Here is a 25,016-nt window from a genome sequence, read left to right on the forward strand (position 1 = left end):
AGGAATTGATTTTCCCGATACGATGGAGCGCAGCTTAGGCATGGAACCTTAATGAGAAATTAACCACCCGGGCGGTGTTAACCTCAGTCCTGCACGGCGAAAAGACGATAAATGAGAATTCTCATCATTGAAGACGACCCGCTCATTGGCGATGGTCTTAAATCCGGCTTACGGCTTCTGGGCTATGCGGTCGACTGGTTCTCCAGCAGCCGCGAAGGCGATCAGGCGATCAGCGTCGTGCATTACGACGCCGTGGTCCTCGATCTGGGCCTGCCCGGCGAAGACGGCGTATCCCTGCTGGGCCGCTGGCGCCGCGAAGGGCGCACCGTGCCGGTTGTCATCCTGACGGCGCGCGAAGCGGTCTCAAGCCGCATCGCGGGCCTGGATGCCGGCGCGGACGATTACCTCATCAAGCCCATCACCCTGGATGAACTGGCGGCGCGGTTGCGCGCGGTGACGCGGCGCGTGGCCGGCAAGCCCGAGCCCGTCTGGCGTCATGGCGATCTCGACTACCACCCCGCCCTGCATGAAGTGCACTGGAAAGGCCAGAAGGTGGACCTCACGACACGCGAAGCGCTGCTGCTGGAACTGTTCCTGACGCATCCGAATCGCGTGCTGACGCGCGACTTCATCCGCGACAAGCTCTACGACTGGGAAGCCGAACTCGAAAGCAATGCGCTGGAGGTGTTCGTGCATCATCTGCGCAAGAAGATCCATCCGAAGATCGTGCGCACCGTGCGGGGCTCGGGCTACGCGCTGGGCCAGGTGGAAGTCGACTCATGACGTTGCAACGACGCCTGATCATTGCCGTGCTGCTGGCGGCGCCAGTCGCGTGGCTCATCACCATCGCCGGCACGTACTGGCGGGCCGCCCACGAGATCAACGAGCTCTACGACACCGACATGGTGCGCCTGGCGCAGCAGACCATCGCCATATCCGCGCTGATCCCGCCTTCCGCCCAGACGCAGCCGGCGCGCGCGCAACTGCCCGCGTCGGACAGCGCCGGCGATGCGGGCCTTGGCGATCTGTCGGTGGCCATATGGCGCGGATCGCAAGCCCCCCTGGTGCTCGACCCCGAAGCCCTGCAGTTTCCTCGCAACGAGGACCGCGAAGGGTTTGCGGAAAGCATCGTCAACGGCGAACGCTGGCGCCTCTTTTACCTGGACGATCCCTCGGGCCAGACGCGGGTCGGCGTGGGACAGCGCATCGGAGAACGCGACGACCTCGTGATCGCCTACGTGGCCGGGCAGATCCTGCCGTGGCTGTTGGGCCTGCCGGTGCTGATCGCACTGCTGATCTACGCGGTGCGCCAGGCGATGGCCCCCGTGCGCAGGCTGTCGTCCGACCTGGAACGGCGCAGCCCGGACGACGCCAAGCCCTTGCCGCTGTCCGGCGTGCCGGGCGAGCTCAAGCCGCTGATAACGTCCATGAATGGCCTGCTTGCGCGGGTCGGTACGCTGATCGAACAAGAGCGCCGGCTGACCGCGGATGCGGCGCACGAGCTGCGCACGCCGCTGGCTGCCGTGCGGGCGCAGTGGGACGTGATGCGGCGCACGCAAGACCCGCAGGCGCTGCAACAGGCGCAGACCAGCGTGACGCGCGGGATGGAGCGGCTGGACCGGCTGGTCTCGCAGCTGCTGACGATGGCGCGATTGGACAATGCCAATCACACGGACTTCGGCGGCGCTGTCGACTGGGGCGGCGTGGCCGAGCAGGCCGTCAGCGACTGCCTCTGGATCGCCAACCGGCGGGACGTGGACATCGCGGTGGAATGGCCCGCGCCGGGCGTGCTGCCGCTGCCCATGGCCGGCGATGCCGACGCGCTGGTCATCATGCTGAAAAACATCCTGGACAACGCCATCCGGTACGGCCCGCGCCATGGCCGGGTGCGTCTGGCGTTCTCGCCCTCGCAAATATCGGTCGACGACCAGGGGCCGGGCGTTGCGCCCGAGGTGCTGCCGCGGCTGGGCGACCGGTTCCTTCGCGCCGCCGGCAACGAGGAAGCCGGCAGCGGCCTGGGCGTCTCCATCGCCCGCCGCATCGCCCATGCGCACGGCATGCGCATCGCATTCGCCATGCGCGATGCGCAAAGCGATTTCGGCCCGGGCCTGCGGGTGACGATACGCCGCGGCGCGTAGATGGCAAGCCCGCGCGAAGGCACTAGAATCTGCGCTTCACGTTTCCCTTCAGGCCGGCCCGGACGGCGGCCGCTGGTCTCATCATGACCTCCACGCCCGCACCGCCACCGCCAACGACAGGCACGCAGCTTTCCCTGCGCGAAGCCCTGCAACAGGCCCACGCCCATTGGAACGCCGGACAGGCGGTCCAGGCAGAGGTTCTCTGCCGCCGCATTCTGGCCGCATCGCCAGGACAGGCCGATGCCTCCCACCTGCTGGGCCTGATCGCGCACGCGCACGGCCAGCCCGCGCTGGCGCTCGACCTGCTGCGGCACGCTTGCCGGACCGACGCCGCGCCGGCGGTCTACTTCGGCAACCTGGCTGAAATCTGCCGGCAGCAAGGCCTGCTCGCTGAAGGCGAGGCCGCCGCGCGCCATGCCACGCAACGAGAGCCCGGGCTGGTCATGGCGTGGAACAACCTGGGAATCATCCTGCAGGAATCCGGGCGCCACGCCGACAGCGTCGAGTGTCTTGAACGGGTGGCGCAACTTCAGCCGCACAGCCCCGAAGCCCTCAACAATCTCGGCAACGCGTACACGGGCGTGAATCGCCTGGACGAAGCGCGTCAGCATTACGTCCGGGCGCTCGCATTGCGCGGCGACTACGCCGAGGCGCACAGCAACCTCGCTTTCGTGCTGCGCGAACTGGGCGATTACGAGGCCGCGGCAAACGCCGGGCAGCGCGCCATCGAATGCAACCCGCGCCTGGCGAACGCGTACATCAATCTGGCGGAAATCGAAGCGGCGCGGTCGCAGCCCGCACAAGCGCTGCAATGGACCGAAGCGCTGCTGGCCTTCGCGCCCAGCCACCCGCAGGCGCTTGAACTGCGCACGCGCTTGCGGACGGCATGCGGCTCGCAGGCTGGAACAGCCGAAGCGCAAGACTCGGAAGACTTGGCACGCCGCGTCCGCGATCTGCTGACTGAGCGACAGAACGCCGAAGCCGAGCGGCTACTGCGCGAGAACATGGACCCGCGCGGCGCTCCCGCCGTACTTTGGCGCCTTCTCGGTCTGGCAGTGAAATTTCAAGGGCGCGTTCAGGAAGCCGCTGACATTCAGGCCATGCTCGCCACAGCCATGCCCGGCAACCTGTCCGCCCGATTCGATCTGGCCGAAACGCGCTTGCTGCAAGGGGATTTCGAGCGCGGCTGGACGGAATACCGTTGGCGCTACAGCCTTTCCCATACCGCGGCGATGGACCGCAAGGTGCAGCGGCCGCGCTGGGACGGCAGCCGCATCGATGGCCAGACGCTGCTCATTCATGACGAGCAGGGGTACGGCGACACGCTGCAATTCATGCGGCTGATCGGCGCGGCCCGGAGCCGCAGCGGCGCGCGTGTCGTGCTGGAAGTCCATCCCGACCTGCTGTCTTTCGCCCGGCGCCTCGTCGGCCCGGACGCCTTCCCGCGCGGACAGATCCCCCCGCCGTTCGACCAGCACTGCGAACTGATGTCCCTGCCCATGGCGATCGGCCTGCGCATGGCCGACCTGCCGGGCCAGGTCGGCTACCTGTCGGCCGATGCGGCCCGCGTCGAGAAATGGCGCAAGCGGCTGGCCGGCTTGCCACGGCCGTGGGTGGCGCTGGCCTGGGCAGGCAGGCCCACGCATTCGAACGACGCCAACCGGTCTCTTGCCTTGGCGGACATGGCGCCCCTGGCCGTGCCCGGCATCACGTACCTGGCCATCCAGAAAGGCCCCGCCGCGGCCCAGGCCGCCACGGCCCCGCCCGGCATGAACATCGTGCCGCTGGATGCCGAGATCGCCGACTTCGAGGACACCGCCGCAATCCTGTCCCTGGCCGACCTGCTCGTCTCGGTCGATTCGTCTCCCGTGCATCTGGCCGGCGCATTGAATCGGCCCGCCTGGGTGCTGCTGCCTTTCCTGCCCGACTGGCGCTGGCTGTTGCAGCGGTCCGACTCCCCCTGGTATCCGTCGCTGCAATTGTTTCGCCAGCCCGCGCCGGGCGATTGGAAGCCGGTCATGCACGACGTGGGCCAGGCGCTGGAAAGCCGGTTTCACCGCGGCCAGGCCTGAACATGCGGGCGCAACCGGCGCGCAAGCCGGCACGCCCCCAGTGTCAACCGGAAAAAGGCCTGAATTTCGGCATTATTGCGGCCTTTGAGACCGCGCCATCGCCAGTAATGTGCGGGGTGAGATAGTACGCCCCAGCAAAAGGCCGCCTGTCTAGCCTCATACCCTGGCACCGGCCGCGCGGATAGTCCATAGCTCCAACGGTTGCCGCACATTCCAACCGACATCGCCCCAGGCGGGAGCTTGCCTTGAAGCTGAAACACCGAAAAAAACGTACCCCCTCTTTTCCCGCGGCATCCGCGCGAGCCGGCTCGAGGCCGGCGCTTGCCCGGTCGACGCAGATTCTGCCGGTTGTTTCCCTGGTGGCCGCCAGCCTGCTTCCCGGCATGGTCCAGGCAGCGGCGTGCCTCACATTTGGGAACAACACGACGCTCTTCGGCTCCACCGACTGCATCGAATGGACGGGCGGTAACTTTTTGGTCACCGGGACCGGCACGCTCTCCGGCGCCGACATCGGTCTGCACGCCTCCGGCACCATTTCCGGCCGCACGCTGACGAACCTCGGCACCATCGTTGGCACACTGGCGGGCATGCAGAACGACGCCGTTCTGGCTCAGGTGCAAAACGCTGGCCTGATCTGGTCCACCGGAACGGGCGTCACCGTGGCCGGCATCCTGAATACGGGGTCTGGAAGCATCACCAGCGTGGTCAACAACACGGGCGGCTCCATCGCCGGCGCACGCGCCGGGATCTTCAATGAGGGCAGCATCGCCACGATCAGCAATGCCGGGATGATCAGCAGCAACAGTTCCTTCGGCGGCACGATTGCAGCCATCTGGAACGACGGCGGAACGATCACCAACCTGACCAACACCGGCACCTTGCAAAGCGCCAAGATCGGCAGTTTCCTCACGGGGTTCGGTGTGGTCACCGAAAATGGCGCCATCGAAACGCTGCAAAACGAGGGGACCATCGTCGGCCAGCTAGGCATCCTGGCTCAGGACAACGCCCGGTTAGGCACGCTCACGAATTCCGGGACCCTCTCTGGCGACATCGCAGGCATCTTCATGGATGCCAGCACGGCCGGCACCATCACCAACACGGGCCTGATCGTGGGTGCGCCCAGCAGCGCCATGGGCGGGTCGTTCGATGCCGGCATTTACCTGTCCCGCGCCAGCAGCGTAAGCCTGCTCGCCAATAGCGGCACCATCACCGGCCGGAATGCGGCGATCCAGCTCGATAGCAACAGCTATATCAGCACGATCACCAACAGCGGCCTCATCGCGGGCGACCTGACCTCCGCCAGCGTCATCCCCCTTTCCATCGCAGGCGGCAGCGGCAACGTCTTCGGCACCCTTACCGGCGCGAGCGGCGGCCTGGGCGTGGCCGACAAAGGCCTCATCAAGGTGACGGGCGCAAACCTGGTGTTTTCGGGCGGAAACCTGCTGCTGAACAATGACATCGCTGCGGTGGGCCGTTCCGTCCTCAACTATGGCGCGACCCTTCAGGTCAACAACCCCATCACCATCACAGGCAACTATTCGCAGACCGGCGGCGGACTGGCCTTCAATGTCGTTGACACCAGCAGCTATGGCTACCTGGACGTGAACGGCTCGGCGGCCATCAGCAGCGCGGCGATCAGCCTGGGCGGCACGGGGTTGGCCAATGGCCAGTCCTACACGGTCGTGCGCGCAACCGGTTCCGGCACCTATGCCAACAACACGGCCTTCGTTTCCACCAACAACGGCCTGCTCGCCCAACTGAGCAACGTGAACGGCGCGCTGACCGTGACCATCGCGCCCGATGCCCAGACCCACTATTGGGACGGCGCCAACACCGTGGCCGACGGCACAATTGCCGGTGGCTCCGGCACCTGGACGGCCAACGGCAAGAACTGGACCTCGACCGACGGCACCGCCAACGGCAAGCTCGATCAGACCGACGTGCGACCCGTGTTTGGCGGCGCGGCGGGCACCGTGACGGTCGACGCCAGCCACGGCGCAATCGCCGTGAACGGCATGCAGTTCTCCACCGATGGCTACCGCGTCACCGGCGACGCCATCGGGCTGGCGGCGGCCACCTCGGCCATCGAGGTCGATGCCAACACCACCGCCATCATCGATTCCACGCTGAACGGCAGCGGCGCGCTTGCCAAGACAGGCAGCGGCATGCTGATCCTGAACGGCGTGAACACCTACTCGGGCGGCACCTCGGTGTCCGCGGGCACGTTTGAGATCGGCGATGCCGCGCATCCCACCGCCAGCATCCTGGGCGACGTGGCCGTCGGCAGCGCCGGCACGCTGCGCGGGCACGGCTCCATTGGCGGCAATGTGACCAACGACGGCGTCGTGCGTCCGGGCGGCTCCATCGGCACGCTGACGATCCTGGGCAATTACACGCAGTCCCCGACCGGCACGCTGTTCATCGACGTCAGCCCAACGGCTGCTTCGCAACTGAAGGTGAGCGGCACCGCCACCCTGGCCGGCACCCTGAACGTGCTGTACGGCCCGGGCACCTACAGCGCGACATCCTTCCGCATCGTCGATGCGACCAGCGTCACCGGCCGTTTCGCGTCCGTGACCAGCAACGCGCCGGCCGAACTGGCGCAAAGCGTGCAGAACCTGGCCGACGGCAGCACCCTCACGCTGGCCGCCAGCGGCACGGATAACGGCGGCGGCACAGATACGGGCGGCGGCACGGATAACGGCGGCGGCACCGACACCGGTGGCGGCACGGACACGGGCGGCGGGACGGTCGTCATTGCCCCCACCAACGCCACGATCTTCGGCGCGGCCGCCTCGGCCGCCATCCGCGAAGGCCAGCGCGTGAACGACACGCTGCTCGCGCGCCTGGGTCAGGATTGCGCGGACGCCGCGACGCCCGCCAATTGCGCGCGTCCCGGCCGCCAGGCCTGGGCCCAGATCGTCTCCAACAGCGTCAACGTGCGCGGCAACGACGACGCGCCCAGCTACAAGGATCGCCATTACGGCTTTCTGGCCGGGCTGGATCAGCAGGTTGGCGCCTGGACGCTGGGCGTCGCGGGCGGCTACAGCCACGTCGATGTGACCGAAGATGAGGCCAGCGGCAAGATCGACACCCTGCGCATCGCCGGCTACGGCAGCCGCCGCGTGGGGGCCGTGACGCTCGCCGCGACGGTCGGCGCCGCCTACGACTTCCTCAAGACGAGCCGGTCCTTCCCCGGCCCGGGCAAGGCCCGCGGCGACACCGACGCCCAGGAAATCACGGCCGGCCTGCAAGCCAGCCTGCCGCTGGCCGCCGGCCCGCTCACGATCACGCCGCGTCTCGGGCTGCGCTATCTGTACCTGCACACCGAACGCTTCAGCGAAACGGGCTCCACCAGCCAGAACCTGGATGTCGGCTCGCAGGACTTCAACAGCCTGCAACCCTATGCGCAACTCGTCGTGGGCCTGCCCTTCAGCATGAAGTCGGACAAGCCCGCCGTCGTCGAGGCCCGCGTCGGCTACGCCTACGAAACCCTGGACAGCAACCGCGCATTCCACGCCACGGCGACCGACGGCACCGGCTTCACGCTGCCCGGCGTGTCGCCCTCGCGCGGCATGTTCTCTGCCGGCATGGGTCTCACGATGCCCGTCAGCAAGGGCATGGATCTGACGGCCAGCTACGACCGGCTGTTCGACACGGGCAACGTGTCGGGACAAACGTTCCAGCTGCAGGCGACGTACCGGTTCTAAAGCGCAGTAAATAAAAATAGGCCCACGCCATGGCGTGGGCCTATTTTTTTGGATCAACGCACGCCACGTGGCGTTCTGCCCGGAATTTTCCAGCGTCAGAACGCACCCGGCGTTGGCGCAGGCCTCAGAACGGCACCATGACCTTCAACGTGCCGCTATGGCTGCGCACGTTCTCGGAAAACTGGCCGTCGTACTGAAGCCGGAAGTCGACCCCCCCGGCGCGCATGACGTGCAGCCCCGCCCCCACCTTGCCCACCACATCGTCGATCGGCAGCGACGTATCGAACGATCCGGTGCCGGCCGGCGCCCCGCGCAGGCGTGAGGTGGTCGTCCAATCGTCCTTGGACAGGAACGACACGCCGGCGTACACGAACGGCCGCAGCATCGCGCCATTGGACAGCTTGGCGCGTCCGCCGAACTCGATCATGGGCGACAGGCCCAGGATGAACTGGTCGCTGCCGTCCACCGACAAGGCCAGCGGGTTCGCGCCCGATTCCTTGTAGCCCGGCATGCGGGTATAGCTCGCGTCGAAGTCCAGGTACGGCTTCACGTACACGCTCTCGAAGGCGAAGGTGCGGGCGGCGCGCAAACGTACATTAAAGCCATAGACGTCGGGGCGGCTGGTCAAGGTGTCCTGGTATCCCGCGATGTCGATGTTGCGGTCCATGCGATAACCGCCATAGCCGCCGCCGACCGCGGCCGAGAACACCCACGGCCCTTCCTGGCGCTTGACGACCATGCCGGCGTAGCCGCTGTCGCCATCGCCGCGCACGCTGCCGTCGTTGGCGCGCACCTTGCTGCTTTCGTAGGCCACCGAGCCGCCGACGAACCAGCCCGGACTGACTTCGCGCTGCCCGCCAATCTGGTAGGTCACCGTGTCGTAGTCAAAGCCAGCCGTGCCTTTGCTGCCGTCCTGGCTGGTCGCGCGGCCCGTGACCTGGCCCCAGTAGCAGTTCTGCTCGCCCGAGAAGGCATCGACCCCGGTGAACGTGGGGCAGGACATCATCGCGCCCGTGAAATGCCCCAGGTTTGCGGCCGATTGCGCCGCCGGCGCGCTCGTCACGCCCGGCGACAGGCTGGACACGCGGTCGCGATACGTGCCCGCCCCCTGGCGCGAAGCCTGGTCCAGCTGCCCGAAAAGCGGCGCCAGGGCGGAATTGCCGCCTGCATCCCAGATACGCTGAAGCTGATCGGCGACCTGGCGCTGGTTGGCCTTCAGTTGCATCGACGGCGCATTGAAGTCGGCGCCCGCCACGCGGATGCGCGTGGACTGGCCGACCTGGCGCGTGGCGTAATCGAAGACCGGACTGTCGACGGCGCCCACGCTGCCTTGCGAATCGCCCTGCACCGTCAGAACCGTCAGCTCGCGGTTCGGCATCAGCGTCGCGGCCAGCACGTCGACATTGCCATTCAGGTCGCCATTGCCTTGCACCACCATCTGCGAGGCGCGCATCTGGTCGAAGTCCACGTCGGCGCGAAGGACGCCGCTGGCGGACTGCCTAAAATTGCCGCTGACGGTCAGGGTCTGGAACTGGCCCGGCGAGCCGATCACGACCAGCCCCGAGTTGATGACGTTGGCCTGGTACGCAGTGGCCGCGTTGGCCACGCCGCCCGACTGCACGTAGTAGTTGCAAGCATTGGTGGAATCGCCGTTGCCGCAATAGACGTTGCCGGAGATGGTGCCGTAATCGTTGATGGTGAGGAAAGACCCCGCCGCCGTGGTCGAATCGCCGTTGAACGTCAATGCGGTGCTGGACAGCGCGCTGAGCGAACCGCCTGCGTTGACGTTGACCACGTTGTCCCGGCCGCTCAGTATCCACACGCCTTTGCCGGAGTTGGAGCCGCCCGACACGCTGCCGTTGATGTTGACCGTGACGCCCTGCTCGCTTTGTCCGCCCTGGCTTTGCGCCATGATGCCCGTCGCATCCGAACCCGTCACGCTGAGCGTTCCGCTCTGGTTCACGGTGACGCTGCCGGCATTGCCCGTGGCGCTGCTGACCGACCCGGCAAAGCCGGCCTGCGGCCCGCCAGCCAGCCCGCCGCCCCCGCCGATCGACTGCGCAATGATGCCGTAGGCGTTGGCGCCCGCGGTCGTCAGATTGCCGTCAAAGGAAACCGTCACGTTGCCGGCGGTGCCCGAACTGAACGCGGTCGGCAGGAATCCGGCCGGGTTGGTGGTGATCAGCTTGGTGGTGTCGCCCAGGATGCCCCCGCCGTCCGCGATGGACTGCGCCACGATCCCGTGCGCGCCCGCGCCATGCGTGGCCAGCGTGTAGCGCAGATCCACGTTCACGGCGCTTGCATTGGCGTTCCCGCCGCCCAGCACCGTCGTGCCGACGCCGGTCGCCGTGCCGGACGTCACGATGCCGCCGCCCCCGCCGATCGATTGCGCGATGACGCCGATGGCCCGATCGCCATGGGTGTTCAGGTTCAGGCCGGTGGACAGATTGACCGTGCCGCCCGCGCCGGCCACGCCCGCGCCGCCCGCGTGCAGGTTGAATCGCTGGCTGCCGGGATTCGCGGCCGATGCCGTGCTGCCCGCCATCGCAATGCCGCCGCCCCCGCCGATGGACTGCGCCACCAGGCCGTAGGCGCTGTCGCCGGTGGTCTGGATGGCCGCGTAGCTGCCGCTCGTGACCGCGATGCTGCCGCCCGCGCCACCGCTGCCGCCGGTCGCGCCGGCCCGCAGCGAGCCGTTTGCCAGCGGCGATCCCGTGGCGCCCATGCCGCCGCCGCCGCCGATGGACTGCAAGACGATGCCCATCGCGCCATAGCCGGCCGTGTTGAAGCTGTTGGTCCCGTTGCCGTTCAGGAAGGCGACGATGCTGTTGCCCGCCCCGCCGCTTCCGCCCGAGCCGCCCACCGAAATCGACACGTTGGACGACGAAATGCTGGACGAGGCGGTCGATGCGCCCCCCGCGCCGCCGCCGCCGCCAATGGATTGCAGGACGGCTGCGTCCGCGTAATCCCCGTACGTGTTCGTGGACGCCCCGATGCTCGCGGCATTGGACGTCGTTCCGATCGCGCCGCCATTGCCGCCTGCGCCGCCATTGCCGCCCACGGAGACGTTGAACTGGTAGGTCGTGCCGGAGTCGTCCAGCGCGTCGGAGGAATTGTTCTGGCTGCTGCCGCCGACCGCGCCGCCGAGCCCGCCCGAACCGCCGATGCTCTGCACCAGCAGCCCGTCGGCATCGGCGCCATAGGTGGTGACATTGCCATCACTGTTCAGGTTGATGGCGCCGCCATAGCCCCCGCCGGTGCCGCCGCGGCCAACCGACACGGTGGCCCTGACGTCGGTCGTGCTGTCCTCGCTTTCGCTGTTGACGGCCAGCCCGACCTGGCCGCCTTGCGACGCCCCGCCGCCGCCGCCGATGGACTGCACCAGCACGGCGCGCGCGCCATCGCCGTGCGTGATGATGGTGCTGGCCGGATTGACGGTCAGCGACGCCGTGCCGCCCTGTCCGCCCGATCCGCCGATCCCGCCCACGTTGGCCGTGATCGACACGTTGGCATCCACATTGGGGCTGCGTCCCGTGGCGGAACCCACGCCGCCCGCCCCGCCGCCGCCGCCAATGCTTTGCAGCACCAGCGCATTTGCCGAGTCTCCCCACGTGGTGATGGAACTGCCCGCCAGGCTGAGCGTGGCGTTGCCGCCGTAGCTGCCCGATCCGCCGCTGCCCCCCACCGACGACTGAACCGTGCCGCCGACGGAATCGCCGGTGCCGACTACCGTCGAGAGGGCCGATGCGCTGCCGCCCAGCCCGCCGCCGCCGCCGATCGATTGCACCAGGACGCCTTGCGAATTGGGCCCATACGTGGTCAGGGTGGAATTGTTGATGGCCGACGACGCGGTGCCGCCCGCGCCGCCCGAGGCCCCGGACCCTCCCATGGCAAACGTGACCGCGACGCCAAAGGACGCGTCCTCGTCTGGCACCGCGATCGCCAGGGCCTTGGCGACGGACGCGCCGCCCGCCCCGCCGCCGCCGCCAATCGACTGCACGACCACGCCGTGCGCATCGCCGTTGGTGGTGCCCGACGAACCGGTCGTCAAGGTGGCGTTGGACACGTTGCCCGCGGCGCTGCCGCCCGCACCGCCGTTGCCGCCGGTGCCGCCCACCGCGACGGACATGGCAAAGCCCACGCCGGCGTCGTAGGAAGAGGCTGCCCCGCCGGTTCCCCCGCCGCCGCCGATGGACTGAGACACGATGCCGTACGCATGGTCGCCGCCCGTGGTCAAGGTGTAGCCGTTCAGGCCGACAGTGGACGAGCCGCCGTTGCCGCCACCGCCCCCCTGCCCGCCGATCACGGCAACCCCGCTTGCCGCGCCACCATCCCCGCCGCCGCCGCCGATGGACTGGCCCAGCATGCCGATGGCCGACGTCCCGCCCGTGGTCAGCGTGCCGGACTGGTTGATCGTGACCGTGCCGCCGGAGACCGCCGTGCCGCCCGCCCCGCCCAATGCAACGATGCCGCTGCTGACGCCCGCCGTGCCGCCGCCGCCGCCGATGGCTTGCGCCGATATGCCGTGCGAGGACTGCCCGGTGGTCGTGATCGAGGACTGGCTGTTGATGGAAACCGAGCCGCTGGCCCCGCCAATCCCCGCATCCGCGCCAGCATTGCCGAACAGTTCGAAGTTGGACGTGGTCGTGCCGCCAATGCCGCCCATCGACTGGCCGAGGATGCCGATGGAATAGTTGTTGGAAGTCTGGATGGAGCCGCCGGTAGTCGTCACCGTCACCGCGCCGCCGGCTCCGCCGCTGCCGGCGTTTTCGGGCGTGAAGTCGATGATGCCGCTGCTGGTCTCCACCCCCCCGCCCGCGCCGCCCAGGCTGCTGGCCGAGATGCCGGTGGACTGCACGCCATTGGTGCGGATGGTGGCATTGCCGCTCAGGGTGACGTTCACCGTGCCGCCGTTGCCGCCGGCCGCCCCGTTGCTGTCCTCGCGTCCCGCGCCGCCATTGCCGCCCTGCGTGATCACGTTGACGCCCGGCAGGTAATCGCCCGAGGTCGTGACCGACGACCCGCTGTTCAGGGTGACCGTGGTGGTCGTATTGCCGTTGCCGCCGCCGTATCCGCCGATTTCGCCGCTGGTGTTGGTGATCGTCTGCGGACCCATGCCGCCATTGCCGCCCAGCCCGATCACGACGATCCCGCCGGACACCTTCGACAGGCTCGCGGGCTGCACGGTCGAGGTGCTGGACACGGACACCTGACCCGAGTTCACCACCGTCATCGCGCCAAACTGGCCGCCGGTGCCGCCGTTGTCGCTGCCGTCCTCGGACGTCGTGCCGTTGCCGCCCTGGCTCAGGACATACAGGCCGCGCACGCTGCTCAGGGCCGTCCCGCTGACGTTCACCGTCACGGAGCCCGTATTGGTGATGATCGTCGGATTCGAGTAATTGACCGCGCCGCCGCTGGAACCGCTGCCGTTGTCCAGCCCGCCACTGCCGCTGATGGACTCCGCGCCGATGCCCCATGCATAGCGCGACGTGGAACCGGTGACCGACACGGCCCCGGTATTCGAGATATTGACGATATTGCTTCCGCCGCCATTGCCGCCGACCTGGTCGCCCGTCGCCGCATTGTCCTGGTTTCCGCCCGTCGCGCCGATGCTGGCGCCATAGAGGCCCACGCCGCCATAGGGCAGGTTCAAGACGCTGACGTTGCCGCTATTGGTGATGGTGACGGCAGAGCCATCGCCCCCCTGGCCCCCGTTGCCCCCGCCAATCACCGTCTCGTTGGCATTGGCGCCAATACCCCCGACCGACACGCCGTAGATCCCGAACTGCGCGCCCGAATCCGTCCAAATGCCAGGACCGCTGCCTTGGGTGCTGGAGGTCGGCGCGTTCTGAACGGTGATCGTCCCGCCGTTGTTGTTGATGGTGATGGTGCCGCCGTTACCGCCGTTCGTCGCATTGTTGCTGGTGTCGCTGGACCCCATGCCGCCGGTCAGGCGAACGAAGATGCCGCCCTGCGGGACGCTCGGCTGCAGCACGGCGCCGTTGTTGACCACCGTGTAGTTGCCGCCATAGCCGCCGATGTTGTCGCCCGTGCCGGCGCTGGCAGTGTTGACGACACTGACCTGCGCCCCCGACCCGCCCTGGCTGGACGAAATGGTGCAGGTGGTGGAATTGGAAGGATTGGTGTCGACCGAAGGACAACTCAATGCCGCGACGGCGGGCTGCGACATGACGAGCCCCACGGCAGTGACGGAAAGCATCTCGCGCCAGTCCGGGGGACGTGGCAGCGAACGGCGTGGTTGCAGTGCCCCAACAACAGTGCCCCTGGCTCGCAAAGGTCGCTTTGCGGTCGGCTTTCCCATCGTCTTCCCCTCGGCGCGGACCGTAACAACGGGCCGCATAAGTTTTCTGATTTATTCTGCTCCGGACGTTTTTTACCAGTGACGCTTGCCTTTGCACAGCGATGTTGCACTTCAGTCCGCCCGCCTGTTGCCCCGCCGCCATGCGATCGTCGCGCACCGGTCTGCATGGAATTGCCTCAAGAATTCGGCTTAATTCCGCGAATGACGACCGGCGGCCCGGTGATGTAGTCCGACCGCCTCATGCGAATGCCGGCTCCGGGCCGGCCGGCTAATGGGCGCGCAAGAGGGAAAGCAACGATGAACCGCAAACGGGGTATGCGCGGTTCGAATATCAGTTCTGAAGGCCGGGATCATTCGATCCCGGAAAAGAACGCACATTGCCCCGGATACCCGGGGCGGGCATCGCATGCCTTCAGGCAACCAGGCTTGCCGCCCGGAAAGCGAGCCGCGACCGACATGCTGAACCCGTACGTCGGCGTCGTGACGTCGAATCGGCTTTCGCACACCTTCTTCGTGCTGTAGGCAAACGTCATGCCCTCGCGCCGGCCGTTGACGGCGAACGACACCTGAAAGCTGTTCATGCTGCGCCACCCGGACCGGGGCAAGACCACGAAACGGTAGTGCGTTGCGTCCTGGCGTTCGCCGAAGATCTTCAATTGCGCGGATGTCGTGCGGGTGGCGGGCGACGGATACGGCACGGCCAGCAATGTGCGCGGATCGCCGACCACGCCCAGGTCGAAGCCCACCCCCTTTTGATAGAAGGGGACGTCGAGGCTGGGGTACCCGGCATATTCCACCCGCCTGTCCGTCGATCCGTACTCGATGGTCCGCGGGGCGTAGTCCGGTGCCCGTGCAAACGCCACGTCCAAGGTCAGCACCACGTCAGACGGGTTGGCCTCTTCAGCGCGCACATGCTTTTCATAGACATCCGCAGTGCTTGCGCAGCCGGTCAGCGCGGCAGCGCACGACAGCGCCAGCCAGCGCATGCAATGCGTTGCGAAGACAGCGTGCATCTCAGGGCTCCTCGCGGGGTTGCACGTCAAGCGCGACGGGCTTGAGCTTCTGCCCGATGAATTGCCAGCTGTCGCCCAGCTTTTGCCACCGGAAATTCCGGTTGATCCATTCCGCCTTCAAGTTGGCGTAAAGCCGGCGCTGGTCGATCCGCTTGCCTTCGTCCAGGGCCTTGCGCGCGCGTGCGGCGCTCTCGTCCCAAGCCGCCTTGAAGGCTTCGCCTTGCATTGCCTTGGTGAACGGGATGGTGGCATAGGGACCCTCGTCTGCCACACTCAGCCGGATCTCGTTGTCCAGCAGCACGGCGCCGTGACGATTGTCCGGCGATACCGATACCAGCAACGGGCTGGCGCGCGGGGCTTCTCCGGTGCGCAGGTGCTCGAACCACAGCACCTGCCCCGTCGTCGTCACCAGCGCGCGCGAGCCCGCCGTGAACAGCAGCAGGTCCTGACGCCCGGGTTGCGCCAATCCCATGTCCGGGTCACGCACATCGATGACGGGACTCAACACCCGCGCGAGCGGCGTGTCGTTCTGCACGGCGATCAGGATGGTGCCCACGCCCATGAAATCATTGGAGACTGCCAGCAGCATCGGCTGCCCGCCTTGGGTGGGCCCCAACGCGCTGACGTGGATGAACTGGTAGGCGTTCAAAGGCCGGTAAGGCTTGCCGCGGTACGTGATCCGGTAGAGGCCGGACGCCGGCTCGCCTTCCCGAGCAAAGGCCCCGCCAAGCGGCTGGCTGCCTTTCGCGGCCTGCGGCGCATGTGCTGCCAGCTGCGCCTGTAGGGGAGACGTCATCAACAGGGCCAGCCCCACTGCGACGCTTGCGCACATCCACGCGCGATGGCAATTCGGCTGTACGGTTTTCTTCGGAGACTGCAAAACGTCCTTGGCGGCGCGAGCCGAATGAATTGGGATTCCGCATTCTACGAAACCCGACACCGCATCCAAAGCCCCAAGAATTGTTTCCTTTTTTTCCGAACGGCAAGCTTAGGTCCAAACCGCCGCAAATATAATTTCCAGGACTCAAATTCAGCGGAGGTTTGCCATGCGCCATGCAGAAGCCGGTCGTCGTTTTACCCACCCGTTGCGGCGCGTCGCGCCGTGGGTGGCGTTGGGACTTTTGGGCTTGACGCTGTATGGCTGTGCCGCGACGACACCGCCCAAAGGCGTGACGCCCGTCGGCGCCTTCGACGTGCATCGTTATGAAGGCCGCTGGTTCGAAATCGCGCGGCTGGACCACCGTTTCGAACGCGGCATGACGGACGTCACCGCGCACTACACGCTTCAGGATGACGGCACCGTGCGCGTCGTGAACCGCGGATTCGACCCGGCCAAGGGGTCGAATGGCGATTGGCGTTCGGCAGAGGGGCTGGCCCGCTTCACGGGGGATCCGTCCGTGGCATCGCTGAAGGTGTCGTTCTTCGGCCCCTTCTATGGCGGCTACCATGTGGCCGCATTGGATCCGGATTATCGCTGGGCCCTGGTGGTGGGCCCGGATCGCAGCTATGCGTGGATCCTCGCGCGCGACAAGACACTGAATGCGCAGACGCGCGACGACATCCTGAGCCGCGCCAAGGCGTTGGGCCTGGACACCGACGCGTTCATCTGGGTCAGCCAGGACCGCGAACAGCCGCCGCTGGAACCGGCTTCCTGATGCCGCGTCGCGCGCCATGACATCCAAGAGCGCTGGCGCGCACACCCTGCGCTTGATTCTCGGCGACCAGCTGAACCCGCTGCACAGCTGGTTCGCCCGGACCGACCCGGACGTGGTGTATGTGCTGATGGAAGTGCGTCAAGAGACGGACTACGTGCTGCACCACGCGCAAAAAATCCTGGCGATATTCGCCGCCATGCGCGATTTCGCGCGCCATCTGCGCCAGGCGGGACATCGCGTCAGGTATGTAGCGATCGACAACCCCAGCAACCGGCAGGACATCACCCAGAATCTGACTGCGCTGATGGCGCACTACGGCGCCCGCGAACTGGGCTACCAGCAACCCGACGAATGGCGGGTCAGCCAAGTCCTTGGCGCCTGGACTGCCACGCAGGCATTCTCCGTGCAGCAGACCGACAGCGAGCATTTCCATACGACGCGTGACGAAGTGGCCACGTTCTTCGGCCCCCGCAAGAGCTGGCTCATGGAGACGTTCTACCGCCATATGCGCCGGCGTCACGGCGTATTGATGGATGCCTCTGGCGAGCCAGTGGGCGGGCGATGGAACTTTGATCACGACAACCGCAAGCCCTGGCCCGGCACCCCGCCGCTGCCGCCCGACGTCCGGCCGGTGCACGACCATCGCGCGCTGTGGGAAACGGTGCAGCAGGCAGGCGTGCAGAGCTTTGGAAATCCGCAGGCCGATCAGTTCCGCTGGCCGCTGAATCGCGCGCAGGCGCTTGCATGGCTGGACCATTTCATCCAGCACACGCTGCCCAACTTCGGGGCCTACGAAGACGCCATGAGCGCGGGCAATCCGCGCCTGTTTCACTCGCAGTTGTCGTTCGCCCTGAACACCAAGATGCTGCACCCCGGCGAGCTGGTGCGTCAGGCGCAGGCCGCCTACGAAACGGGACACGCTCCCTTGGCGGCCGTTGAAGGCTTCATCCGGCAGATTCTGGGATGGCGCGAGTATGTTCGTGGCGTGTATTGGGCGCACATGCCGGGGTACGAGACGCGCAACGCGTTGGGGCACACGCGCCCGCTGCCGGCCTGGTTCTGGACCGGGCAGACCCGCATGCGCTGCATGAGCGACGCCATCGGCAATTCGCTGGAGAACGCCTACGCGCACCATATCCAGCGCCTGATGGTCATCGGCAACTTCGCGCTGTTGGCCGGCCTGGACCCTGCCGAGGTGCACCGTTGGTATCTGGGCGTCTACATCGACGCGTTCGGATGGGTCGAGCTGCCCAACACGGTGGGGATGAGCCAGTTTGCCGACGGGGGCTTGCTGGGCACCAAACCCTATGTCAGCAGCGCGTCGTACATCGACCGGATGAGCGACTACTGCCACGCGTGTCCGTACGACAAGAAGCAGAAGACGGGCGAACGCGCCTGTCCGTTCAACGCCCTGTACTGGGATTTTTTTGCTCGCCACAAATCGCAGCTTGAGGACAACCGGCGCCTTGCCATGGTGTACCGGCGATGGCAGGACCTTCCCGAGGAGGCGCAGGCCGCGTTGCGTGAGCAGGCGGCGCTGACGTTGACGCGCCTGGAAGGCCTGTAAGACTCGCTTAACGCCAGAGCGCGAATCATTCCGGCGGCATTCATCCTGCGTTAAGGTCGGGCCGCTATGCTGGGCGCCCAAATACCCCATCGCAAACACCAAGCATCGGAGCTGTACCCATGACACCCCTTCGGCCCGCGCCCGACGCCCCCGAAGATAACGAACACACGCCGGCAGAGCGCGCTGCCGCCGCCTCCCGCAGCACATGGGTCAGCGTGGGCGTCAATGTGGCGCTTGCGACCGCCCAGATCATCCTGGGCATATTCTCGAAATCCCAGGGGTTGATCGCCGACGGCATCCACTCCTTGTCCGATCTGGTCGCAGACTTCATCGTGCTGCTTGCCAACCGGCATAGCCAGAAGGAAGCCGATGCCGGTCATCACTATGGGCATTACCGCTACGAGACCGCGGCGTCGTTCGCGCTGGGCATCTTGCTGCTGCTCGTGGGCGGCGGCATGCTCTGGGCGGCGATCAGCAAGCTGGAGCAGCCCGGCGCGATCCCGCAGGTGCATGGCATTGCCCTCTGGGTCGTGGGCGCCGCCCTGGTCGCCAAGGAAATCCTGTTCCGCTACATGCTCGCTGTGGCCAAGCGCGTGAAGTCCAGCATGCTGGTGGCCAATGCCTGGCACGCGCGCTCGGATGCCGCTTCCTCGTTGGTGGTCGGCATCGGCATCGTCGGCAACCTGCTCGGCTACCCGATCCTGGATCCCGTGGCCGCCGCCATCGTGGGGTTCATGGTGGCAAGAATGGGCTGGAATTTTGGGTGGGATGCCCTGCACGATCTGATGGACCGTGCGGCCGACGAAGACGAAACCGCAGCCATACGCCGGACCTTGCTGGATACCGCCGGCGTTCAAGGCGTGCATGACCTGCGGACCCGAAAAATGGGCGACATGATCCTGGCCGATGCCCACCTGGAAATCGACGCGGCGTTGACCGTGGACGAAGGCCACAAGATCGCGGTCGAGGCCCGCCACCGGGTCATGCAGCGGCACCGTGTATTGAACCTGATGACCCACGTCGACCCCTGGCGGCGCACCGGCGCGCCGGCAAGTTCCGATCAAGGTGCGTCCGGCATCACGCCCGCTATTCAGCAGCAGTCCTGAAAATAAGGAAACCTCATGGCAATCAAGAACACCGATACACAGTTTGGCGGCCTCGTCATTGCGCTGCACTGGCTCATGCTCATCGTGCTGGCGCTGGTCTACGCCTGTATGGAACTGCGCGGCCTGGCCACGAAAGGCACCGATCTCTACAACAACGTCAAGGCGCTGCATTTCTCGCTGGGGCTGTGCGTGATCGGGCTGGTTGCCTTGCGGCTGGCCATCCGCGTGGCCGCTGGCGCCGCGCCTGCCGTCCGGCCGCCGATGCCGCGTTGGCAGGACGTGCTCGCGCGGCTGATGCACTACGCCCTGTATGCGTTCATGATCGCCACCCCCATTCTTGGGTGGCTGACGCTTAGCGCGGGCGGTAAAACCATTCCGTTCTTTGGCCTTGAGGTGCCCGCCTTGGTGGGCGCGGACAAGGCGCTGGCAAGCCAGCTGAAGGAACTGCATGAATTCTTGGCGACGGCCGGCTACTTTCTGGTGGGCATGCACGCCGCCGCGGCGCTGTTCCACCACTACATCCTGCAGGACAATACCCTGGCGCGCATGCTGCCGGGACGTCGCTGACGCTTCTCGTCTCGCGCAAGGCGAACCGCTGAACCTGCGCTAGCCCCTAGGGAAATCCCGGGGCTAGCCTGGACTTTGCCCTTCCCCTAGAATTTGCCCTGCCTTCACGCATTGAAGGCCGGCTCGGCAAGTTCCAAAGGCGCAACTGCCCGCAAGGCCGCTCAGTTTTTCTCGTCGACAACGGCGTCGACATCCTGCCGGGTTCTCGGCATACCCACACACCTACACACGTCTACGCGACTTTCGGCGTCGGCCTCTGCTCGTCCCTGCACTTTGCGCCGGGCGCCAGACCGTGCGCGCCGCAAGCGCTCAAGGGGCCATCAACATGAGCATGAACCGCCGCCAGTTCCTCTCGTCCACCGCTGCCACCGCCGCCTCCGCTACCCTGTTGGGGCTGACGGGCTCGCGCGCCTTTGCGGCCGGCGAGGAAAAAATCAACGTCGCCGCCATCTACGATCTGTCGGGGGGCCTGGACATCTACGGCAAGCCGGTGATGGACGCGCTGCGATTCGCGGCCGAGGAAATCAACGCCAAGGGCGGCCTGCTGGACAAGCAGATCAACTTCATCGCCTATGACGCGCAATCGAACATGCAGCTGTATGCGCAGTTCGCGCAGCAGGCCGCGCTGCGCGACAAGGCCGCCGTGGTCCACGCCGGCATCACGTCGGCCTCGCGCGAGGTCGTGCGCCCGGTGCTCAACCGCTATCGCACCCTGTATTTCTACAACAACCAGTACGAAGGCGGCGTCTGCGACCGCAACTACTTCGCGGCCGGCGTGACGCCTGCGCAGACCGTGCAAAAGCTCGCCCCCTACGCCGTCAAGAACTGGGGCAAGAAGGTGTACATCGTGGCCGCCGACTACAACTACGGCCAGATCGTGTCCAACTGGGTGCGCAAGTACGCGGCCGACGTGGGCGGCAAGACCGTCGCGACGGAATTCTTCCCGCTGGATGTGACCGATTTTGGCGCCGCCATTTCCAAGATCCAGGCAGCCTCGCCCGATTTCATCTGGTCGGGTCTTGTGGGCGGCGCGCACATGTCGTTCTACCGGCAATGGAAGGCCACCGGCATGACGGGCAAGATCCCGCTGGCCTCGACCACCTTTGCCGGCGGCAATGAACACATCGTGCTGTCGCCCGAGGAATGCAACGGCTTCCTGGTCTGCCAGAACTACCTGCAAGAGCTGCCCGGCGCGGCCAACGCCGACTTCGTCAAGCGCTTCCATGCCCGCTACGGCGCCGACTATCCCTACATCACCGAACTGGCCATGGGCGCCTATCAGGGCTTCATGCTGTGGGCCGAAGGCGTGCGCAAGGCCGGCTCGCTGGACCGCATGAAGGTCATCGAAGCGCTGGAATCCGGCATCGCCATCGATGCGCCGAGCGGCCGTGTGTCGCTGGACCCCGCCACTCACCACTGCACGCTGGACGTGCACATCGCCGAAGTGCGCGACCGCAAGCTCAACCTGGTCGAGAGCTTCCCGCAGCAGCAGCCCGGCGATACCGCGGCCGTCTGCGACCTGATCAAGAACCCGGCGGACAACCGTCAATACGCCATCAAGTTCTGAGCGTTCCATGGATCTCGTTGCCATTTATGCCATCGATATCCTGGGTGCGATCGCCATCCTGGCGCTGTTGAGCGTCGGGTTGGCGGTGGTGTTCGGGATGATGAAGATCATCAACCTCGCCCACGGCGAGTTCATGATGCTGGGCGGCTACGTCGCCATCCTTGCCACCAACCAGTGGGGCGTGCCGATCTGGATCTCCATGCTGGTGCTCGCGCCCTTGATCGTCGGCATCTTCGGCGTGCTGGTCGAACACCTGCTGGTGCGCCATCTGTACGGCCGCATGATCGACACCATGCTGGCGACCTGGGGACTGTCGCTGGCCGTCATCGGCCTGGCCACCATGGTCTTTGGCAACACCACGGTCGGCATTTCCTCGCCCCTGGGCGGCATCACGGTCGGCGCGCGCCAGGCAAGCGGCTACACGCTCTTTCTGATTGCGCTGGCCACCGGCGTCATGGTGGCGCTGTGGTGCCTGTTGCGCTTTACCGACTTCGGCCTGCGCGCCCGCGCCTGCATGCAGAACGCCGCGATGGCCAATGCGCTGGGCATGAACCCCAATGGCGTCTACAAGATGACCTTCGGTCTGGGCGCCGCCCTGTCCGGTCTGGCGGGCGCCGTGCTCGCCCCGCTGACCGGCGTCATCCCGACCATTGGCGCGGCCTATATCGCCAAGGCCTTCATCACCGTCATCAGCGGCGGCAGCGCCGTCATCGCCGGCACGGTGAGCGCATCGGGATTCTTCGGCGCCATCAGCCAGGGCGTGACCTTTCTTGCCACGCCCGTTTACGGCCAGGTGGCCTTGCTGCTGGCCGCCATCGTGCTGATCCGTCTGCTGCCGCAAGGCATCACCGGCCGATTCTTCAAGCGAGCGATCTGATGCGTGTACCTGTGATTTCTCTGGCGCTGGGCGCCGCGGCCGTCGCCGCGGCGATCCTGTTGCCCACCGTCGTCGACATGTTCAGCCTCTTGTCCATGACGGTCTACCTCGTCATGGCGTTGCTGGCCCTGAGCCTGGCGTTCGTCTGGGGGCACGGCGGCATCCTGTGCTTCGGGCAGGCCGCCTTCTTTGGCCTGGGCGCCTACGCCTGGGCGATCGGCGCCTTCAACTTCGGCGCAGGTCTGGCCGCGATGGCCGTGGCGGTCGCCGTGCCGGCGGCCTTTGCCGCCCTGCTGGGCTACTTCATGTTCTACGGCAAGATCAGCGACGTCTATCTGGGCGTCATCACGCTGGCCGTGACCTTGATCCTGTTCAACCTGATGAATTCGACCTCGGGCGACAGCTATCGCATCGGCGAGGCGCTGCTGGGCGGATTCAATGGCATTCCGTCCATCCCGCCGCTGACGCTGCCGGGCGCGGCCGACCCCCTGTCGCCCGAAGGCACGTTCACGCTGGCCGCGCTGATTCTGATCGCGGCGTACTTCGGCCTGCGCGCCGTCATGGCCTCGCGCTTTGGCCGCGTGGTAGCCGCCGTCCGTGAAAACGAGCAGCGCGCGCTGCTGCTGGGCTACAACGCCAGCCTGTACAAGCTGGCCGCGTTTACGCTGGGCGGCGCGCTGGCGGGCCTTGCCGGCATGCTCTACGCCAACTGGGGCGCCTTCGTCAGCCCCGGCGTCTTCGGGCTGTCGCAGTCGGCGCAGATCATCATCTGGGTGATCGTCGGCGGCCGGGGCACGCTGATCGGCCCCATCATCGCCTGCGTGGCGCTGCAAGCCATGGTCACGCAACTGGGCGCGCAGCACACCGTCGACACCGGGCTGGTGCTGGGCGTCATCCTGATTCTCTTCGTTCTGTTGATCCCGCGCGGCCTGGCCCCGACGGTGCTCGACGCGTGCCGCCGCGTGGTGCGGCCGGCCAAGGAGCAAGCATGAGCACGCTGCTGTTGGAAACCCAGGGCCTGGGCGTGAGCTTCGGTGGCGTGCACGCTGTCAGGGAGGTCGATTTCCGGCTGGAACGCGGTGAAGTGCGCTGCCTGATCGGCCCCAACGGCGCCGGCAAAAGCACGTTCTTCAAGATGCTGTCGGGCCAGTTGCAGCCCAGCCGCGGCGAGATCCGCTTCAAGGGACGCCCCCTGCGCGGGCTGGCCACGCACGAAGTGGCGCGTTTGGGCATCGGCATCAAGACCCAGGTGCCCAGCGTCTTCGAAGGGCTGGACGTGCGCGAGAACCTGCGCCTGGCCGCGGCGCGGCGCGCGCAGGGCGTGCCGGACGAGATTGCCGCCGAGGTGCTGGGGGAAATCGGCCTGGACGCGGTGGCCGGCACGCCGGTCAACGCGCTGGCCCACGGCCAACGGCAATGGGTCGAGCTTGGCATGATCCTGGCGTCGCGGCCCGAGCTGGTGCTGCTGGACGAGCCGGCAGCCGGCATGACGCACCAGGAGGTGCGCAAGACCGCCGACCTGATCGGCGCCATCAACCGCCACAGCACCGTGGTCGTGGTCGAGCACGACATGGCCTTTATCCGGCTGATCGCCGGCCGCATCACGGTCTTCAACCAGGGCGAAGTGCTGGCCGAAGGCAGCTTCGACGACATCATGGCGCATGCCGAAGTGCGTGCCGCCTATCTGGGCAAGCAAGGAGAGACACATGCTCCAGGCGCGTGACCTGAAGGCCGGGTACGGCCGCATCCCGGTGCTGCATGGCGTGAGCTTCAGCATGGCCGCCGGGGAATTCACCGGCATTCTGGGCCGCAACGGCATGGGCAAGACCACGTTGTTGCGCACATTGATGGGCGAGCTTGCCCTGACCGGCGGCGACCTGACGCTGGCCGACCGGAAGATCGGCGCGCTTGCCCCGCATGCGCGCGCCCGCCAGGGCCTGGGCTTCGTGCCGCAAGGCCGGCAGATCTTCCCGGCGCTGAGCGTGGCCGAAAACCTGCGCATGGGCTGCGTGAAGAACCTGCGCGGCGCCGATGCCATGATCGCCTCGGTGTTGAAGGTCTTTCCGCGTCTGCAACGTCTGCTCGATCGTCCCGGCGGCAGCCTGTCGGGCGGCGAACAGCAATTGCTGGCGCTGGCCCGCTGCCTGTGCGGCGAACCCAGGCTGATGCTGCTGGACGAACCCACCGAAGGCATCCAGCCGTCGATCTGCGATGAGATCGTCGAGGCCTTGCAGACACTCCGCGCCTCGCATGGCATCGCGATCCTGCTGGTCGAACAGGACATCGACTTCCTGTGCGCGTTGTCCGACCGCATTCTGGTGCTGGAAAAAGGCGAGCTGATCGCCGACGTTCCCACCGCCACCACCACTGCCCAAGAGATCGCCCGGCGTTACGGCGGTCTGCAATCCTGATACGGAATCCA

At 66.6% G+C, this 25,016-nt stretch carries 16 protein-coding genes; 13 read left to right on the top strand and 3 right to left on the bottom strand.

Annotation, left to right across the window (positions count from 1 at the left end):
* Positions 1–111: 111 nt before the first annotated feature.
* The 4 genes from H4P35_RS22125 to H4P35_RS22140 all read left to right on the top strand — a co-directional run bounded on the left by H4P35_RS22125 (position 112) and on the right by H4P35_RS22140 (position 7,920).
* Positions 112–783, top strand: a complete 672-nt coding sequence (locus H4P35_RS22125) for a response regulator (RefSeq protein ID WP_226847025.1) — start codon at positions 112–114, stop codon at positions 781–783.
* Positions 780–2,138, top strand: coding sequence for an ATP-binding protein (locus tag H4P35_RS22130; protein WP_180097897.1), 1,359 nt, complete (start codon positions 780–782; stop codon positions 2,136–2,138). Before H4P35_RS22125 ends, H4P35_RS22130 begins: the two co-directional genes overlap by 4 nt.
* 83 nt (positions 2,139–2,221) lie before the next feature.
* Positions 2,222–4,210, top strand: a complete 1,989-nt coding sequence (locus tag H4P35_RS22135) for a tetratricopeptide repeat protein (protein ID WP_226847026.1) — start codon at positions 2,222–2,224, stop codon at positions 4,208–4,210.
* A gap of 359 nt (positions 4,211–4,569) precedes the next feature.
* Positions 4,570–7,920, top strand: a complete 3,351-nt coding sequence (locus H4P35_RS22140) for an autotransporter domain-containing protein (protein WP_226847027.1) — start codon at positions 4,570–4,572, stop codon at positions 7,918–7,920.
* A gap of 124 nt (positions 7,921–8,044) precedes the next feature.
* Here H4P35_RS22140 and H4P35_RS22145 read toward each other — a convergent pair whose 3' ends face one another.
* From H4P35_RS22145 to H4P35_RS22155, 3 genes are all read right to left on the bottom strand, one after another.
* Complete coding sequence (locus H4P35_RS22145; protein WP_226847028.1) at positions 8,045–14,140, bottom strand: autotransporter outer membrane beta-barrel domain-containing protein; 6,096 nt, start codon at positions 14,138–14,140, stop codon at positions 8,045–8,047.
* Between the two features lie 452 nt (positions 14,141–14,592).
* The gene (locus tag H4P35_RS22150; protein ID WP_180097893.1) at positions 14,593–15,255 is read right to left on the bottom strand and encodes a hypothetical protein; all 663 of its coding nucleotides are present in this window, start codon (positions 15,253–15,255) and stop codon (positions 14,593–14,595) included.
* Between the two features lies 1 nt (position 15,256).
* A complete protein-coding gene (locus H4P35_RS22155; protein WP_226847029.1) occupies positions 15,257–16,051 on the bottom strand; it encodes a hypothetical protein in 795 nt (264 codons plus the stop codon).
* A 250-nt stretch (positions 16,052–16,301) separates the two neighbouring features.
* Here H4P35_RS22155 and H4P35_RS22160 point away from each other — a divergent pair, with 250 nt between their 5' ends.
* The 9 genes from H4P35_RS22160 to H4P35_RS22200 all read left to right on the top strand — a co-directional run bounded on the left by H4P35_RS22160 (position 16,302) and on the right by H4P35_RS22200 (position 25,005).
* Entirely contained in the window at positions 16,302–16,910 is a 609-nt protein-coding gene (locus tag H4P35_RS22160; RefSeq protein ID WP_056325794.1) for a lipocalin family protein, read from the top strand.
* A 16-nt stretch (positions 16,911–16,926) separates the two neighbouring features.
* Positions 16,927–18,477, top strand: a complete 1,551-nt coding sequence (locus H4P35_RS22165) for a cryptochrome/photolyase family protein (protein ID WP_226847030.1) — start codon at positions 16,927–16,929, stop codon at positions 18,475–18,477.
* A 119-nt stretch (positions 18,478–18,596) separates the two neighbouring features.
* On the top strand, positions 18,597–19,583 hold the full coding sequence (locus tag H4P35_RS22170; protein WP_226847031.1) for a cation diffusion facilitator family transporter: 987 nt from the start codon (positions 18,597–18,599) through the stop codon (positions 19,581–19,583).
* A gap of 15 nt (positions 19,584–19,598) precedes the next feature.
* A complete protein-coding gene (locus H4P35_RS22175; protein ID WP_180097889.1) occupies positions 19,599–20,150 on the top strand; it encodes a cytochrome b in 552 nt (183 codons plus the stop codon).
* A 325-nt stretch (positions 20,151–20,475) separates the two neighbouring features.
* Positions 20,476–21,717 carry an ABC transporter substrate-binding protein gene (locus tag H4P35_RS22180; RefSeq protein WP_226847032.1) on the top strand — a complete coding sequence of 414 codons (1,242 nt, stop codon included), beginning with the start codon at positions 20,476–20,478 and terminating at the stop codon, positions 21,715–21,717.
* Between the two features lie 7 nt (positions 21,718–21,724).
* Positions 21,725–22,594: a branched-chain amino acid ABC transporter permease gene (locus H4P35_RS22185; protein WP_226847033.1), complete on the top strand. Its 870-nt coding sequence runs from the start codon at positions 21,725–21,727 to the stop codon at positions 22,592–22,594.
* Positions 22,594–23,586, top strand: a complete 993-nt coding sequence (locus H4P35_RS22190) for a branched-chain amino acid ABC transporter permease (RefSeq protein WP_226847034.1) — start codon at positions 22,594–22,596, stop codon at positions 23,584–23,586. Before H4P35_RS22185 ends, H4P35_RS22190 begins: the two co-directional genes overlap by 1 nt.
* Positions 23,583–24,317 carry an ATP-binding cassette domain-containing protein gene (locus H4P35_RS22195; protein ID WP_226847035.1) on the top strand — a complete coding sequence of 245 codons (735 nt, stop codon included), beginning with the start codon at positions 23,583–23,585 and terminating at the stop codon, positions 24,315–24,317. Before H4P35_RS22190 ends, H4P35_RS22195 begins: the two co-directional genes overlap by 4 nt.
* The gene (locus H4P35_RS22200) at positions 24,301–25,005 is read left to right on the top strand and encodes an ABC transporter ATP-binding protein (RefSeq protein ID WP_180097884.1); all 705 of its coding nucleotides are present in this window, start codon (positions 24,301–24,303) and stop codon (positions 25,003–25,005) included. Before H4P35_RS22195 ends, H4P35_RS22200 begins: the two co-directional genes overlap by 17 nt.
* Positions 25,006–25,016: the final 11 nt, after the last annotated feature.

The sequence above is a fragment of the Achromobacter sp. 77 genome (assembly GCF_020541125.1).
Taxonomy (GTDB): Bacteria; Pseudomonadota; Gammaproteobacteria; order Burkholderiales; family Burkholderiaceae_B; genus Achromobacter; species Achromobacter mucicolens.